At 66.8% G+C, this 14,768-nt stretch carries 13 protein-coding genes; 10 read left to right on the top strand and 3 right to left on the bottom strand.

The window, feature by feature from the left end:
- Positions 1 to 53 precede the first annotated feature (53 nt).
- The 6 genes from DMX06_RS06975 (at position 54) to DMX06_RS06950 (ending at position 6,385) form a co-directional block, all read left to right on the top strand.
- Entirely contained in the window at positions 54 to 359 is a 306-nt protein-coding gene (locus DMX06_RS06975; protein WP_110735844.1) for a DUF3649 domain-containing protein, read from the top strand.
- Complete coding sequence (locus tag DMX06_RS06970) at positions 356 to 1,918, top strand: PepSY-associated TM helix domain-containing protein (protein WP_110735843.1); 1,563 nt, start codon at positions 356 to 358, stop codon at positions 1,916 to 1,918. Before DMX06_RS06975 ends, DMX06_RS06970 begins: the two co-directional genes overlap by 4 nt.
- Positions 1,918 to 2,244, top strand: coding sequence for a DUF3325 domain-containing protein (locus tag DMX06_RS06965; protein WP_110735842.1), 327 nt, complete (start codon positions 1,918 to 1,920; stop codon positions 2,242 to 2,244). The genes DMX06_RS06970 and DMX06_RS06965 overlap by 1 nt, the downstream gene beginning before the upstream one ends.
- 4 nt (positions 2,245 to 2,248) lie before the next feature.
- Entirely contained in the window at positions 2,249 to 2,800 is a 552-nt protein-coding gene (locus DMX06_RS06960) for an RNA polymerase sigma factor (RefSeq protein ID WP_258378811.1), read from the top strand.
- On the top strand, positions 2,797 to 3,768 hold the full coding sequence (locus DMX06_RS06955; protein WP_110735841.1) for a FecR family protein: 972 nt from the start codon (positions 2,797 to 2,799) through the stop codon (positions 3,766 to 3,768). The genes DMX06_RS06960 and DMX06_RS06955 overlap by 4 nt, the downstream gene beginning before the upstream one ends.
- Positions 3,769 to 3,982: 214 nt before the next feature.
- Positions 3,983 to 6,385, top strand: a complete 2,403-nt coding sequence (locus tag DMX06_RS06950) for a TonB-dependent siderophore receptor (RefSeq protein WP_110735840.1) — start codon at positions 3,983 to 3,985, stop codon at positions 6,383 to 6,385.
- Positions 6,386 to 6,497: 112 nt separating this feature from the next.
- Here the strand turns inward: DMX06_RS06950 and DMX06_RS06945 are convergent, their stop codons facing one another.
- Positions 6,498 to 7,373, bottom strand: a complete 876-nt coding sequence (locus DMX06_RS06945; protein WP_110735839.1) for a helix-turn-helix domain-containing protein — start codon at positions 7,371 to 7,373, stop codon at positions 6,498 to 6,500.
- A gap of 222 nt (positions 7,374 to 7,595) precedes the next feature.
- Here DMX06_RS06945 and DMX06_RS06940 point away from each other — a divergent pair, with 222 nt between their 5' ends.
- Positions 7,596 to 8,498 (top strand): DMT family transporter, encoded by a 903-nt coding sequence (locus DMX06_RS06940; RefSeq protein ID WP_110735838.1) that lies wholly within the window; start codon positions 7,596 to 7,598, stop codon positions 8,496 to 8,498.
- 112 nt (positions 8,499 to 8,610) lie between these two features.
- Here the strand turns inward: DMX06_RS06940 and DMX06_RS06935 are convergent, their stop codons facing one another.
- Both DMX06_RS06935 and DMX06_RS06930 read right to left on the bottom strand, forming a co-directional pair.
- Positions 8,611 to 9,585, bottom strand: a complete 975-nt coding sequence (locus DMX06_RS06935; protein ID WP_110735837.1) for a 2-hydroxyacid dehydrogenase — start codon at positions 9,583 to 9,585, stop codon at positions 8,611 to 8,613.
- A 160-nt stretch (positions 9,586 to 9,745) separates the two neighbouring features.
- Positions 9,746 to 10,693 (bottom strand): LysR family transcriptional regulator, encoded by a 948-nt coding sequence (locus DMX06_RS06930; protein ID WP_028689548.1) that lies wholly within the window; start codon positions 10,691 to 10,693, stop codon positions 9,746 to 9,748.
- Positions 10,694 to 10,873: 180 nt separating this feature from the next.
- Here DMX06_RS06930 and DMX06_RS06925 point away from each other — a divergent pair, with 180 nt between their 5' ends.
- Genes DMX06_RS06925 through DMX06_RS06915 form a run of 3 tightly spaced genes read left to right on the top strand, consistent with a single transcriptional unit; the run spans position 10,874 to position 14,764 of the window.
- A complete protein-coding gene (locus DMX06_RS06925; protein ID WP_110735836.1) occupies positions 10,874 to 12,400 on the top strand; it encodes an efflux transporter outer membrane subunit in 1,527 nt (508 codons plus the stop codon).
- Positions 12,397 to 14,574, top strand: a complete 2,178-nt coding sequence (locus DMX06_RS06920) for an FUSC family protein (protein ID WP_110735835.1) — start codon at positions 12,397 to 12,399, stop codon at positions 14,572 to 14,574. The genes DMX06_RS06925 and DMX06_RS06920 overlap by 4 nt, the downstream gene beginning before the upstream one ends.
- Positions 14,564 to 14,764, top strand: a complete 201-nt coding sequence (locus DMX06_RS06915) for a DUF1656 domain-containing protein (protein ID WP_028689551.1) — start codon at positions 14,564 to 14,566, stop codon at positions 14,762 to 14,764. The genes DMX06_RS06920 and DMX06_RS06915 overlap by 11 nt, the downstream gene beginning before the upstream one ends.
- Positions 14,765 to 14,768 lie beyond the last annotated feature (4 nt).

Genomic DNA, 14,768 nt, shown 5'->3' with positions numbered 1-14,768 from the left:
CTTATGAGAATTGAAATCATTAGTATTGCAGCCCCAATTCCCGGACCCTCGCCATGAAGAGCAAAGCCGCCGGCCTTCCCCTGAGCTACCGCCTGGCCGTGACCTCACGCAGCCTGGCCGCGTTGCTGGGCGGTTACCTGCTGGCGTCGATGGCCAGTGTCTGCATTACCCTGCTTGCGCCGATGACCCAGGCCGACGCGACGATGATCGGGATGATGCTGTCGTTCGTCTTCTACCTGATCGCCTTCATCTGGTGCTTCGCCTGCCGCAGCGCCTGGCGCGCCTGGCTGGGCGTGCTGTTGCCAAGCCTGGCCCTGGGGCTGATCAACGTGCTGGCCTACTGGATGAACCTGCCATGAAAGAAGGCTTCCGCCAGGCCATGGCCTGGCTGCATACCTGGACCGGATTGATCTTCGGCTGGCTGCTGTTCGCCATCTTCCTTACCGGGACGCTGTCGTACTTCAAGGAAGAGATCAGCCACTGGACCCAGCCCGAGGTGCAGAGCCATCCGCTCGACCCGGTGAGTAGCCTCGGCCTGGCCCAGCGTTACCTCGAAACCCATGCCGGTCACGCCAGCACCTGGTTCATCCGCCTGCCCAGCGAGCGCGAGGCGGCGCTGAGTGTCAGCTGGCGCGACCCGAACGGCGGCGGGCGCCGCGGTTTCACCGACAAGGACCTGGACGCCCGCTCCGGCGAGGCGGTCGAGGCCCGTGATAGTCGTGGCGGCGAGTTCTTCTACCGCTTCCACTTCCAGTTGCAGATGCCCCACCCCTGGGGCCGCTGGCTGTCGACCTTCTGCGCCTTCATCATGCTGCTGGGGCTGGTCACCGGGATCATCACCCACAAGAAGATCTTCAAGGAGTTCTTCACCTTCCGCCCGGGCAAGGGCCAGCGTTCCTGGCTCGATGGCCACAACGCCATCGGCGTGCTGGTGCTGCCTTTCCACCTGATGATCAGCTACAGCAGCCTGGTGATCTTCATGTACATGGTCATGCCGGCCAGCATCCTGGCCAGCTACGGCGACAGCAGCGGCTATTTCAACGATGTGTTCGGCCGCGACGAAGTCCCCAAGGCGGCGGCCCAGGCCGCGCCGCTGGCGCCACTGACCGAACTGTACGCCAAGGTCCAGGAACAGGCGCCGGGTGCGCGCATGGGCTACATCCAGGTGCACAATCCCGGCGACCGCAGCGCCCGGGTCACCTTCACCCGCGCCTCGGCCGACAGCGTCGCCTACCAGCGCAGCGCCATCTGGACCTTCGATGGCGTCAGTGGCGAACTGCTGCGACGTGGCGCGCCGGAAAGCGCGGCGATGACCACCTCCTTCACCTTCGTCGGCCTGCACATGGGCAATTTCGCCGGGCCCTGGCTGCGCTGGCTGTACTTCGTCTTCGGCGTGGCCGGCACGGCGGTGATCGGCACGGGGCTGGTGATGTGGCTGGGCAAGCGACAGCTCAAGCATGCCAAGAGCGAGCGCATGCCTGGCGAGCTGCGCCTGGTCGAAGTGCTGAACATCGCCAGCATGAGCGGCCTGTTGCTGGGGGTGGCGGCGTTCTTCTGGGCCAATCGCCTGCTGCCGACGGCCATGGACGGGCGGGCCGACTGGGAGATAAACGCCTTCTTCCTGGCCTGGGGTGCGTCATTGCTCCACGCCATGCTGCGCAGCGGGCGCCGTGCCTGGGGCGAGCAACTGACCCTGGGGGCGCTGGCGTTCGCCGTGCTGCCGGTGCTTAACGCGCTGACCACCGACAAGGGGCTTGATCACTCCATCGCCGCGGGTGACTGGGCGATGGCAGGTTTCGACCTCACGGCACTGGCCACCGGCCTGTTCCTGGCCTGGGCCGCCGGCAAGATGATGCGTGCGCCCAAACCGGTCGCCAAGCGTGCGCCACGCGCCGCCAAGACCATGGAGGCGAGCTGATGCTGGGGGTTGCGCTTATGGGCTTCGCCGGTTTCGCCGGCCTGTGCCTGGCCATGGAAAAGCACTTCAACGACCTGCTCGGGCGCAAGCCCACAAGCCGGCAACTGCGAGCCCTGAAGGTCGGAGGCTGGGCGTTGCTGCTGCTGTCGTTGATCCTCGCCGTGCACGGGCGCGGCTGGGCCCTCGGCCTGGTGGAGTGGATCGCCGTGCTGATGGCGGGGGTGACCCTGTGGGTGTTCGGCCTGCCGTACCAGCCGCGCCTGCTGCTCGGGGCGGCGCTCGCCAGCCTGTTGCTCGGGCCGCTGTTGGCCGTGCTGGCGGTCTAGGTCCTTGAGCGACTCCGAAGCCGGCGGCGATCGGGCGCGCTTTCTCCAGGTGTTCCTGGCCCAGCGTGCGCGCATGGAGGCGCTGGTCAGCCGGCGCGTCGGCTGCCGCGCCACGGCGTCTGACCTGGTCCAGGACCTGTTCCTGCGCTTCTGGCGGCGACCCGAGGTGAAGGTCGAGGCGCTCGACACCTACTTGCTGCGCAGCGCCAGCAACCTGGCCATCGACTACCTGCGCAGCGAAGGCAGCCGCGACCGGGCTGCCGAAGGCCTGCACGACCCCGACGAGCCGCAGGGCAGCCAGGCCCCCGAGCAGGCACTGGAGGTCGACCACGACCTGCAGTGTATCGAGGCGGCCCTGCGGGCGTTGCCCGAGCGCACGCGGCAGATCTTCCTGCTCAACCGCATCCATGGCTGCACCTACGGCGAGATCGCCAAGGCCATGCAGTTGTCCCAGAGCGCGGTGGAAAAGCATATGATGCGCGCCCTCGAAGCGTGCAAGGCGAGCGTCGCCGAACCCGCGTCCCCACTGCGCCGGCCAGGGAGCGCCCGTCGATGAGTCTTGAACAGCCGATCACTGCCGACCAGTCCCGGGCCGCCCTGCGCTGGCTGGGGCGCATCCAGCAGCAGCCGGCGCGAGCCGAGGGCGCGGCGTTCAAGCGTTGGTTGCTGGAGAGCCCGGCCCATCGCCAGGCCTATGCCGAGGCCCAGGCATTGTGGCGCCTGAGCGAGGCGCCAGCGGCGCGGCTGGCGGCCGAGGAGCGAGAGGGCCTGCAACAATACCTGGACGCCATGCGCCGACCCGCGCGCAAGCAGCCGTGGCGCGGCCTGGCGGTGGCAGCGTGTCTTGTGCTGGCGCTGGGATGCGCGGCGGGCTGGCAGCCGCAGTTCTGGCTGCAGGACCTGCGTGCCGATTACACCAGCGGCGCGCAGGTGCGGCAGGTGACCCTGGCCGATCATTCGCGCCTGACCCTGGATGCCGGCACTGCCGTGGCGGTGGATTTTGCCCAGGGCGAACGGCGCGTGCGGTTGCTGCGCGGCGCCGCGTTCTTCGAGGTGACCCATACCGGCGAGCCGTTCCTGGTGGATGCCCAGGGCGGTGAAGTGCGGGTGCTGGGGACCCAGTTCGAGGTGCGCGGGCAGGGCGAAGGCGCCCAGGTCACCGTGCGCAGCGGGCGGGTGGCGGTGACGGCGGCCAAAGGGCAGGCGGCCCGCGAGCTGACGGCCAACCAGCAACTGGCCTATGCCGACGGCGTGGCCGGTGGGATCGAGGCGGTGGACAGCGACAGCCGCCTGGCCTGGCGTCAGGGCTGGCTGAACTATTACCAGGTGCCGTTGGCGCAGGTGATCGAGGATCTTGGGCGTTACTACCCCGGGCGGATCCTGTTGCTCGACGGTGAGCTTGGGTCGCGCAGGGTCAGTGGCAGTTTCCCGGTGGCGGAACCGTTGGCGGCGCTGGATTCGCTGGGCAAGGTGATGGGCTTCTCGCGGCAGACGGTGCTGGGGCGGCTGACCGTCTTGCGTTGACCTGTTCCGACGCCATCGCGGGGCAAACCCGCTCCCACGAACCCGCTTCCACGTAATTGCTTTGGGAGCGCGTGGGAGCGGGCTTGCCCCGCGATGGCGTCGGTAAAGCCAAAATTTTTCGATCAGGTGATGAGGTATCCCCCCACGGCATCCGTGTAGTGAGTGGAAGTGCGATTCATTCGCAAACGATCATCCCTCTCACAGGTCCGTGTCCATGAAGTTCACCCCGCGTTGCGTCCCGCTCTGGTTCGGTCTCTGCTGCCTGCCCGCGATGGCCATCGTTCCTCAGGCCCTGGCCGCGCAGCAGACCCAGGTCTACAGCTTCGCCCAGCCAAGCCAGCCACTGGCCCAGGCACTCAACGCCTTCAGCCGCGCCACCGGGCAGAGCGTGGTCTACACCCTGGCCCTGCCGGACATGCAGGCTCCGGCGTTGGACGGCACCTTCGACGCCGACCAAGCGCTGCAGCAACTGCTCGGCAACTCGGGCCTGGCCTGGCGCCGCCTCGACGCCCGCACCCTGACCCTGGAGCCGGTCGACAGCTCCGGCGCGCTGAACCTGCAGGCCACCACCATCAACTCGCAACTTGACGACTACAGTTACCAGCCGCCGGCCAGCGCCTCGATCATGCGCGGCCAGGGCGCGACGCTGGACATCCCCCAGGCCGTCAACGTGGTTCCGGCCCCAGTGCTCCGCGACCAGGCGCCGCGCAACCTGGACGATGCCCTGTACAACGTCAGCGGCATCACCCAGGGCAACAATTTCGGCGGCACCGCCGACACCGTGATGAAGCGCGGCTTCGGTGACAACCGCGACGGCTCGATCATGCGCGACGGCATGCCGATCGTGCAGGGTCGCGCGCTCAACGCCAGTACCGAGCGGGTCGAGGTGCTCAAGGGGCCGGCCTCGCTGCTGTATGGCATCCAGGACCCGGGCGGGGTGATCAACGTGGTCAGCAAGCGCCCGCAATTGCAGCAGTACAACGCCCTGACCGTGCGCGGCTCGACTTATGGCAGCGGCAAGAACGGCAGTGGTGGCGGCCTGGACAGCACCGGGGCGCTGGGTGACAGCAACCTGGCCTACCGTCTGATCGTCGATCACGAGGACGAGGACTACTGGCGCAACTACGGCGTGCACCGCGAGTCGCTGGTGGCGCCGTCGCTGGCCTGGTACGGCGAGGACACCCAGGTGGTGCTGGCCTATGAGCACCGCGAGTTTCTCTATCCGTTCGACCGCGGCACCGCCTTCGGTAGCGACGGCCACCCGTTGAACATTCCCGCCAGCCGTCGCCTGGACGAGCCGTTCAACGACATGGAGGGCCGTTCCGACCTGTACCGCCTGGAGGTCGATCATCGCCTGGCCGATGAATGGAAACTGCATTTCGGCTACAGCTTCAACCGCGAGACCTACGATGCCAGCCAGGTCCGCGTGACCGGCGTCGATGAAAGCAAGGGCACGCTGTCACGCAGCATCGACGGCACCCAGGGCGCCCTGAGCCACGATCAGTTCGCCACCCTGAGCCTCAACGGCAGCGTCGAGCTGGCGGGCATGCGCCACGACCTGGTGGTCGGTGTCGATCACGAGGACCGCAAGGTCTACCGCGCCGACCTGATCCGCCAGAACAGCCGCTCGACCTTCAGCTACCTGAACCCGGTCTATGGCCGCGAAGTGCAAGGCACAAGCGTGCGCGCCAGCGACAGCGACCAGACCGACAAGCTGCGCACCGATTCGCTGTTCCTGCAGGACGCCTGGCACCTGGACGAGCACTGGATTCTGGTGGCCGGCGGGCGCTTCCAGCAGTACGACCAGTACGCCGGCCGTGGCCGGCCGTTCAACGTCAACACCGACACCAGCGACCAGACCTGGGTGCCCCATGCGGGCGTGGTGTACAAGGTCGATGACCAGCTGTCGTTGTATGCCAGCTACAGCGAGTCGTTCAAGCCCAACTCGACCATCGCCCCGCTGAGCATCGGCGGTGGCCGCACCCTGACCCTGGACTCAGGTATAGCGCCGGAGGAGGGCAAGTCGTGGGAGCTGGGGGCCAAGCTCGATGTGCCGGGGGCGCTGACCGGTACCCTGGCGTTGTTCGACATCACCAAGCGCAACGTGCTGGTGGCCGATGGCGACACCCAGCCGGGCACCATTCTCTACAGCAACGCGGGCGAAGTGCGCTCACGGGGCGTCGAGCTGGACCTGACCGGCCAGCTCAGCGAGCGCTGGAGCCTGATCGGCGCGTACGCTTTCACCGACGCCGAGGTGACCAAGGACCCGCAGCTCAAGGGCAATCGCCTGCAGAACGTCGCCCGGCACAGTGGTTCGCTGTCGGCGGTGTATGACTATGGCAGCCTGTTCGGCGGTGATCGCCTGAGACTGGGGGCTGGTGCGCGTTATGTGGGGGAGCGTGCGGGGAACGCCACCAACGACTTCGATCTGCCGGCTTACACCGTGGCCGATGCCTTTGCCAGCTATGAAACGAAGTTGGACGAGCACAAGGTGCGCTTGCAGCTGAACGTGAAGAACCTGTTCGACAAGGTGTACTACAGCTCGGCGGTGAACCGTTACTTCGTCGCGGTGGGGGATGCGCGGCAGGTGAGCTTGTCGAGTACCTTCGAGTTTTAAATCGCCGGGACCGCGTTGCGGTCCTTTCGCGACACAAGGCCGCTCCTACAGGGGAACGCGGTCTCCTGGAGCGGCCTTGTGTCGCGAAAGGGCCGCAGCGCGGCCCCAGGATTCAACTGGCGAACGCCGCCCGATACGCCCCCGGTGTCGCCCCCAACGCCTGCCTGAACCGGTTGCTGAAATGGCTGGCACTGGCAAACCCGCACAACAACGCCACCTCGCCCAAAGGCAGCGTGCCCATGCGCAGTAACTGGCACGCCCGCTGCAGCCGCCGGGCCAGCAGGTACTGATGCGGCGGCAGACCAAAGCTTGCCCGGAACATCCGCGCGAAGTGGTATTCCGACAGGTTGCAGCGCAGTGCCAGCTCCCCCAGCGTCAGCGGCTGGTCGAGGTTGGCCTCGATGAAGTCCACCAGTTGTCGACGCTGGTGCGGTGCCAGCCCGCCCTTGAGCTTCAGCCCCTGGCGCAGGCCGACCTGGTTGAGCACGGCATGGTCGATGATGTCGTGGGCCAGGCTGCTGGCCAGCAGGCGCTCTCCGGGCTCGGCCCAGTCCAGGCCGATCAGTTGGCGGAAGCGCCGGGCTTGTTGCGGGTCGTCGAGGAAAGTCGCCTCGCGCAACTGCAACTCCCGGGGTTCGCGGTCCAGCAGGCGGGTGCAGCCGAGGGCGAACTGTTCCTCGCTGATGTACAGGTGGGCCAGGCGGATCGTGCCGTTGATCACCCAGTTCGACTCATGGCCGGCGGGCATCACGCACAGTTTGTCTGGTGCGCCGCGGTCGTTCGGGCGCTGGCGACGGAAGGTACCCGTGCCGTCGGCGATGTAGCACGACAGCGTGTGATGGCTGGGCGCCTGGTAGTCGCGGGCATCGTTGCGATTGCTCCACAAGGCCGCCGCCAGCCCGTCGCCCAGGTGCGCGCTCAGCTCCAGCCGGGCGTGGGGCGAGGCGTTCAGGACGTTGAAGACCTGCAGGTGATCGAGTGGGGGCATGGGCGGTTCCTCTGCTGGCCATCGTACTGCGCCGGCGCTGGGATGGCAGCTAGCTTGGGAGGAAAAGCGCAAGTTTATGCAAGCGCCGAACAGCAATGGCGCAAGAAACTGGGCTCATGGGGTTTTCATCGCGGGGCAAGCCCGCTCCCACGAGAGGCATGATGTCTCGGTGGGAGCGAGCTTGCCCCGCGATAGGCCTGATACCTGTCGAGGGAGTCCATCATGAACCTGTCGCTCTACCTGCTCACCGTCCTGATCTGGGGCACCACCTGGATCGCCCTGAAACTGCAGTTGGGCGAGGTCGCCATTGCGGTGTCGATCGTCTACCGCTTCGCCCTGGCCGGGTTGATCCTGTTCGCCTTCCTGCTGCTCACCCGCCGCCTGCAACCGATGAACCGGCGTGGCCATCTGGTGTGCCTGGCCCAGGGCTTGTGCCTGTTCTGCGTCAACTTCATGTGCTTCCTCACCGCCAGCCAGTGGGTCGCCAGCGGCCTGATCGCCGTGGTGTTCTCCACCGCCACCTTGTGGAACGCCATCAACGCACGGATCTTCTTCGGCCAGAAGATCGCCGCCAATGTGCTGGGCGGCGGCGCCCTGGGTCTGCTCGGCCTGGGCTTGCTGTTCTGGCCGGAACTCTCGCACCACGCCGCCAGCCGCGAGACCTTGTACGGCCTGGGATTGGGCCTGCTCGGCACGCTGTGCTTCTCGGCCGGCAACATGCTGTCCAGCGTGCAGCAGAAGGCCGGGCTCAAGCCGATGACCACCAATGCCTGGGGCATGCTCTACGGCGCCTCGATGCTGGCGGCGTACTGCCTGGTCAGGGGCATCCCCTTCGACATGGAATGGAACGCCCGCTACATCGGCTCGCTGCTGTACCTGGTGATCCCGGGTTCGGTGATCGCCTTTACCGCCTACCTGACCCTGGTCGGACGCATGGGGCCGGAGCGGGCAGCCTATTGCACGGTACTGTTCCCGCTGGTGGCGTTGAATGTGTCGGCATTCGCCGAGGGCTACCAATGGACGGCGCCGGCATTGCTGGGCCTGGTGGCGGTGATGGCGGGGAATGTGCTGGTGTTTCGCAAGCCGAAATCCAGGCCGGTCATAATGACGGCCATGGCCAAGTAGGGCGCTAATCTTCACTGTTTTCTTCGCGGGTAAACCCGCTCCCACACGGCTTGCACAGTCCCTGTGGGAGCGGGTTTACCCGCGAAGAGGCAGAACGGTTGGCAGCAACCTTTCAGTGTTTCCACACCTGCGGATTCACCAGATCTCGCGGCCGCTCACCCAGCAACGCCGCCCGCAGGTTGTCCAGCGCACGGTTGGCCATGGCCTCGCGGGTCTCGGCGGTGGCCGAGCCGATGTGTGGCAGGGTCAGGGCGTTGGGCAGTTTGAACAGCGGCGAGTCGGCGAGCGGCTCTTTCTCGTAAACATCCAGCCCGGCGCCGCGGATCGTGCCGTTCTGCAGCGCCTCGACCAGCGCCGCTTCGTCCACCACCGGCCCCCGGGCGATATTGACCAGAAATGCGCTGGGCTTCATCAACTGCAGTTCGCGGGCGCCAATCAGCTTGCGGGTGGCGTCGGACAGCGGCACCACCAGGCAGACGAAATCGGCTTCGCCCAGCAGGGCGTCCAGGCTGCGGAACTGCGCGCCCAGTTCCTGTTCCAGCGCGGTCTTGCGGCTGTTGCCGGTGTACAGCACCTGCATGTTGAAACCGAAGCGGCCACGACGGGCGATGGCCGCGCCGATGTTGCCCATGCCGACGATGCCCAGCTTCTTGCCGTGCACATCGCAGCCGAACTGCGCCGGGCCGACGGTGGCCTGCCAGTGGCCGGCCTTGGTCCAGGCATCCAGCTCGGCGGTGCGCCGGGCACAGCCCATGATCAGGGCGAAGCCCAGGTCGGCGGTGCTTTCGGTGAGTACGTCGGGGGTGTTGGTCAGGGCGATGCCGCGTTCGTTGAAGTAGTCCAGGTCATAGTTGTCGTAGCCGACTGAAACACTCGAGACCACCTCCAGCTTGCCCGCGCCTTCGAGCTGCGCCCGGCCGAGCTTGCGGCCGACGCCGATCAGGCCGTGGGCCTCGGGCAGGGCTTCGTTGAACTGGGCGCTGATGTCGCCGAGTTTCGGGTTCGGCACGATCACGTTGAAGTCTTGCTGCAGGCGTTCGGCCATGGCCGGGGTGATGCGGCTGAAGGCCAGGACGGTCTTTTTCATCGGGCTGCTTCTCTGCAAGGCGGGTGGGGGCCGCCTCATCGCGGGGCAAGCCCGCTCCCACGCATACCGGGGAGCCCGCGTGGGAGCGGGCTTGCCCCGCGATGACGGCGTCGTTGCTTAGCAACCTACCATTGTCCTCACCCCCAATGCAGCAGCTTTTTCAGTTGGCGATCAGCAGCTCATGAGTCTTCAGGTCGGCCTCATGGGCGGCAAGAATCTCCGGCAGCGAGTTGCGCAGGTACTCGACCCAGGTCTTGATCTTGGCATCCAGGTACTGGCGCGACGGGTAGATCGCGTACAGGTTCAGCTCCTGCAGGCGATACTCCGGCATGATCCGCACCAGGCTGCCGTCGCGCAGGCCGTCGATGGCCGAGTAGATCGGCAGCACGCCCACGCCCATGCCGCTGCGGATCGCGGTCTTCATCGCGTCCGCCGAGTTGACCTGGAACGGCGAGGTGGTGATGTTGACCATCTCCTGGCCTTCCGGGCCGTCGAACAGCCACTTCTCCAGCGGGATCACCGGGCTGACCATGCGCAGGCAGGCATGCTTGAGCAGGTCGGCCGGCTTGTGCGCGCTGCCGTGTCTGGCCACGTACTCGGGCGAGGCGCAGACGATGCTGTAGGTGATGCCCAGGCGCTGCGAGACGAAACCCGAGTCCGGCAGCTCGCTGGCCAGCACGATGGATACATCGTAACCCTCGTCCAGCAGGTCGGGCACGCGGTTGGCCATGGTCAGGTCGAAGGTCACGTCCGGGTGCGATTCGCGGTAGCGGGCGATGGCGTCGACCACGAAGTGCTGCCCGACACCGGTCATCGAATGCACCTTCAACTGCCCGGCGGGGCGGGCGTGGGCGTCGCTGGCCTCGGCCTCGGCTTCTTCCACATAGGTAAGAATCTGTTCGCAGCGCATCAGGTAGCGCTTGCCGGCCTCGGTCAGCGCGATGCGCCGGGTGGTGCGGTTGAGCAGGCGGGTTTGCAGATGGGCTTCCAGGTTGGAGACCGCCCGCGACACGTTCGCGGTGGTCGTATCCAGTTGCGCCGCGGCAGCGGTGAAGCTGCCGAGCTGGGCCACGCAACTGAAAGCACGCATGTTTTGCAAGGTGTCCATGGGTCACTCTCGGTTTAGAGGACAAAATTGTGACATGAAGTAACGGAGTTTCGCCTCCGACTAAAGCCGGATTATCGCTGTTTTGGTAACAAAGATTCGCAGGAATATACGCTTATCGCCAATGAAACCCGCCCCTAGAATTGCCCGGCCCCTCCACCTCTTCCTCGGGAAATCGCAGCTGTGCCGCGTCGCCACATCAGAGCGCTCCATGCGCTCAGTGCCTGTGCCCTTTGTCTCACCTTGAGCGGCTGTATCGGAACCTGGGGCATTGCCCCGCAAAGCAAGACCCTCCAAGCCAACCAATTGACCACCGACGCCGCGATCCGCGAGGCCGCGCGCGACGCTCACTGGCCGGCCCAGCAGTGGTGGCGCGCCTATGGCGACCCGCAGCTCGACGCCTGGATCGCCCAGGCCCTGGCCGGCAGCCCGAGCATGGCCATGGCCGCCGCCCGGGTGCGGGAAGCCAAGGCCATGGCTGGCGTGGTCGAGTCGGCGGAAAAACTGCAGGCCAACGGCAACGCCACGCTCAAGCGTCACAACTGGCCCGAGGATCAGTTCTACGGCCCGGGCGCGTTGTCCGGCGCCAACACCTGGGACAACAACGCCGCCATCGGCTTCAGCTACGCCCTGGACCTGTGGGGCCGCGAGCGCAATGCCAGCGAGCAGGCCGTGGACCAGGCGCACATGAGCGTCGCCGAGGCGCGCCAGGCCCAGCTGGAGCTGGAGAACAACGTGGTGCACGCCTATATCCAGCTCAGCCTGCATTACGCCCGGCGCGATATCGTCAAGGCCGAGCTTGCGCAGCAGGAGCAGATCGTCGCCCTGGCCAAGCGCCGCCTCGACGGTGGCATAGGCACCCATTTCGAGGTCAGCCAGGCCGAGGCACCGCTGCCCGAGACCCACCGCCAGATCGACAGCCTCAACGAGGAGATCGCCCTGACCCGCAACCAGCTGGCGGCCCTGGCCGGCAAGGGTCCGGGGGAAGGCGCGCAGCTGCAACGCCCGACCCTGACCCTCGGCGCGCCGCTGAAACTGCCGTCGAACCTGCCCGCCGAACTGGTCGGTCAGCGCCCCGACGTGGTCGCCAGCCGTTGGCAGGTAGCCGCCCAGGCGCGTGGTATCGATGTGGCCCATGCAGGCTTCTTCCCCAATGTCGACCTGGTCGGTGGCTTGGGCTTCATGGCCACCGGCGGCGGCCCTCTGGAGTTCCTCACCGGGCGCAAGTTCAACTACAACGTGGGGCCGGCCATCAGCCTACCGATCTTCGACGGTGGCCGCCTGCGCTCGCAGCTGGGCGTGGCCTCGGCCGGCTATGACGTGGCCGTGGCGCGCTACAACCAGACGGTGATCGGTGCGTTGAAGAACATCTCCGACCAGCTGATCCGCCGCGAGTCGATGAAGGAGCAGGCGCACTTCGCCGCCGAAAGCGTGGCCGCCGCGCAGAAGACCTACGACATCGCCACCGTCGCCTTCCAGCGTGGCCTGACCGATTACCTCAACGTGCTCAACGCCCAGACCCTGCTGTTCCGCCAGCAGCAGGTGCAGCAGCAGGTACAGGCCGCACGCCTGACCGCCCACGCCGAGCTGGTCACCGCCCTGGGCGGCGGCCTGGAGGCGGGCAAGGATGTCCCTGACCAAGAGCGCCAGGCCGCACCGAAAACGCCGGCCACCCTGGCCATCTTCGACCAGCCGGACCACGCCCAATGAGCACACTGAGCTTGCCCCTGCGCTGGCTGCGGAGCCTGGAATGGCGCCGGGGCTTCTTTGCCTGGGCGCGTACCGACGGGGTCACCTGGGTCTACATCTTCAAGGTACTGGCCGCCGCGTTCATCACCCTGTGGCTGGCCATGCGCCTGGAACTGCCGCAGCCGCGCACGGCGATGATCACTGTGTTCATCGTCATGCAGCCGCAGAGCGGCCATGTGTTCGCCAAGAGTTTCTACCGGGTGCTCGGCACCCTGGCCGGCTCGGCGATGATGGTCGCGCTGATGGCGATCTTTCCGCAGAACACCGAGCTGTTCCTGCCCAGTCTGGCGCTGTGGGTCGGCCTGTGCTCGGCGGGCGCCATGCGCTACCGCACCTTCCGTGCCTATGGTTTCGTGCTGGCCGGCTATACGGCGGCGATGATCGGCCTGCCGGTGCTGCAGCACCCCGACCAGGCATTCATGGCGGCGGTGTGGCGGGTGCTGGAGATTGCCCTGGGGATTCTGGTCTCGACCTTCGTCAGTGCCGCGATCCTGCCGCAGTCGGCCAGTGCCGCCATGCGCAACGCCCTGTACCAGCGCTTCGGCGTGTTCGCCGGGGTGGTGGTCGAGGCCCTGCGCGGCGACAGCCAGCGCGACCGCTTCGAGACCAGCAACGTGCGCTTTGTCGCCGAGGCGGTGGGCCTGGAGAGCCTGCGCAACGTCACCGCCTTCGAAGACCCGCACATGCGCCGGCGCTCCGGCCGCCTGGTGCGCATGAACAGTGAGTTCATGGCCATCACCACACGCTTCAACGCCCTGCACCGGTTGCTCGAGCGCCTGCGCGCCCGTGGTCCGTTGCAGATCGTCGGTGCCATCGAGCCCGGGTTGAATACCCTGGCCGCGCTGATGCAGCCCTATGTCGGCCGGGCACTGACCGACGCCGACGCGCTGCGCCTGGCCCTGGAGCTTGGCACCTACAAGGAAGGCCTGCAGGCCCAGGTGCGCGGCCTGCGCGCCGAGTACCTGCAGACCAACCCCAGCGAATCCGACCTGCTCGACTTCCACACCGCCTTCGAGCTGCTCTATCGCTTCGTCGACGAGATGTACAGCTACGCCGAGACCCACGCCTCGCTGGCCGTGCACAAGCACGAGCGCGAGCAGTGGGACGAGCCCTACGTGGCCCAGACCAGCTGGCTGGTATCGCTGGCGGCCGGCGTGCGCGCCTCGGCAGTGCTGCTTCTGCTGGGCAGCTACTGGCTGCTCAGCGACTGGCCCAGCGGCGCCATGATGACCCTGATCGCCACGGTCACCGTGGGCCTGTCGGCGGCCTCGCCGAACCCCAAGCGCATGTCGTTCCAGATGGCCTGCGGGACGGCGATTGGCGCGTTCATCGGGTTCTTCGAGACGTTCTTCGTGTTCCCCTGGATCGACGGCTTCCCGCTGCTGTGCATGGTGCTGGCGCCGGTGTTCGTGCTCGGCGCGTTCCTCGCCTCGCGCCCGGCCTATGCCGGTTACGGCCTGGGCCTGCTGGTGTTCTTCGCCATCGGATCGGTGCCGAACAACCTGACGGTCTACGACCCCTACACCTTCATCAATGACTACATCGGCATGGTCATCGGCATGTTCGTCTGCGCCGCGGCCGGGGCAATCATCCTGCCGCCCAACAGCCGCTGGCTGTGGAGCCGCCTGGAGCAGGAGCTGCGCGAGCAGGTGCTGTTCGCCATCGGCGGGCGCCTGCGCGGGTTGGGCTCGGCGTTCGAGAGCCGCACCCGCGACCTGCTGCACCAGGCCTATGGCCTGGCAGCGGGCAAGCCGCAGGTGCAGAGCGAGCTGATGGGCTGGATGTTCACGGTTCTGGAGGTCGGCCACGCCATCATCGAGTTGCGCAAGGAGCAGGATCGCGCGCCGATCCACCCGGCCTACGCCGAGTCGCAGCCCTGGCGCCAGGCCATCCGTGTGATGGGCCGGGCCCTGGCGCGGCTGTTCCTGCAGCCCAGCGCCAGCAACCACGAGCGCGCGCTGGTGGCGGTGGACCATGCCATCAGCCGCGTGCAGGCCACCGACGAACCCTTCGCCCGGCACTTCGACACCTCGGTGCTGCGCCGGGCGCAGAGCTACCTGCACTTCATCCGTTCCTCCCTGCTCGACCCACAGTCGCCGCTGGCACCGGCGAAAGGAATGCACCATGCCCCGTGAGATCGCCTTCCATGGCGTGTACATGCCCACCATGACCTTGATGTTCCTGTTCGCCCTGGGCCTGGCCTGGGGGCTGGACCGGTTCATTGCAAGCGTTGATGGCTATCGCTTCTTCTGGCACCCGGCGCTGTTGCGCCTGTCGCTGTTCGTCTGCCTGTTCGGCGCCCTGGCGCTGTCGCTCTACTGGTGAGAAT

This window comes from Pseudomonas mosselii (assembly GCF_003205295.1).
Lineage (GTDB): Bacteria > Pseudomonadota > Gammaproteobacteria > Pseudomonadales > Pseudomonadaceae > Aquipseudomonas > Aquipseudomonas mosselii_B.
This window is presented reverse-complemented; position numbering and strand designations above follow the sequence as displayed.

Excerpts from the sequence above, each read along its gene's own strand:
- DMX06_RS06965 (WP_110735842.1), top strand. The coding sequence starts at position 1,918 with ATGCTGGGGGTTGCGCTTATGGGCTTCGCCGGTTTCGCCGGCCTGTGC.
- DMX06_RS06970 (WP_110735843.1), top strand. The coding sequence starts at position 356 with ATGAAAGAAGGCTTCCGCCAGGCCATGGCCTGGCTGCATACCTGGACC.
- DMX06_RS06935 (WP_110735837.1), bottom strand. The coding sequence starts at position 9,585 with ATGAAAAAGACCGTCCTGGCCTTCAGCCGCATCACCCCGGCCATGGCC.
- DMX06_RS06955 (WP_110735841.1), top strand. The coding sequence starts at position 2,797 with ATGAGTCTTGAACAGCCGATCACTGCCGACCAGTCCCGGGCCGCCCTG.
- DMX06_RS06945 (WP_110735839.1), bottom strand. The coding sequence starts at position 7,373 with ATGCCCCCACTCGATCACCTGCAGGTCTTCAACGTCCTGAACGCCTCG.
- DMX06_RS06950 (WP_110735840.1), top strand. The coding sequence starts at position 3,983 with ATGAAGTTCACCCCGCGTTGCGTCCCGCTCTGGTTCGGTCTCTGCTGC.
- DMX06_RS06975 (WP_110735844.1), top strand. The coding sequence starts at position 54 with ATGAAGAGCAAAGCCGCCGGCCTTCCCCTGAGCTACCGCCTGGCCGTG.
- DMX06_RS06915 (WP_028689551.1), top strand. The coding sequence starts at position 14,564 with ATGCCCCGTGAGATCGCCTTCCATGGCGTGTACATGCCCACCATGACC.
- DMX06_RS06940 (WP_110735838.1), top strand. The coding sequence starts at position 7,596 with ATGAACCTGTCGCTCTACCTGCTCACCGTCCTGATCTGGGGCACCACC.
- DMX06_RS06920 (WP_110735835.1), top strand. The coding sequence starts at position 12,397 with ATGAGCACACTGAGCTTGCCCCTGCGCTGGCTGCGGAGCCTGGAATGG.
- DMX06_RS06930 (WP_028689548.1), bottom strand. The coding sequence starts at position 10,693 with ATGGACACCTTGCAAAACATGCGTGCTTTCAGTTGCGTGGCCCAGCTC.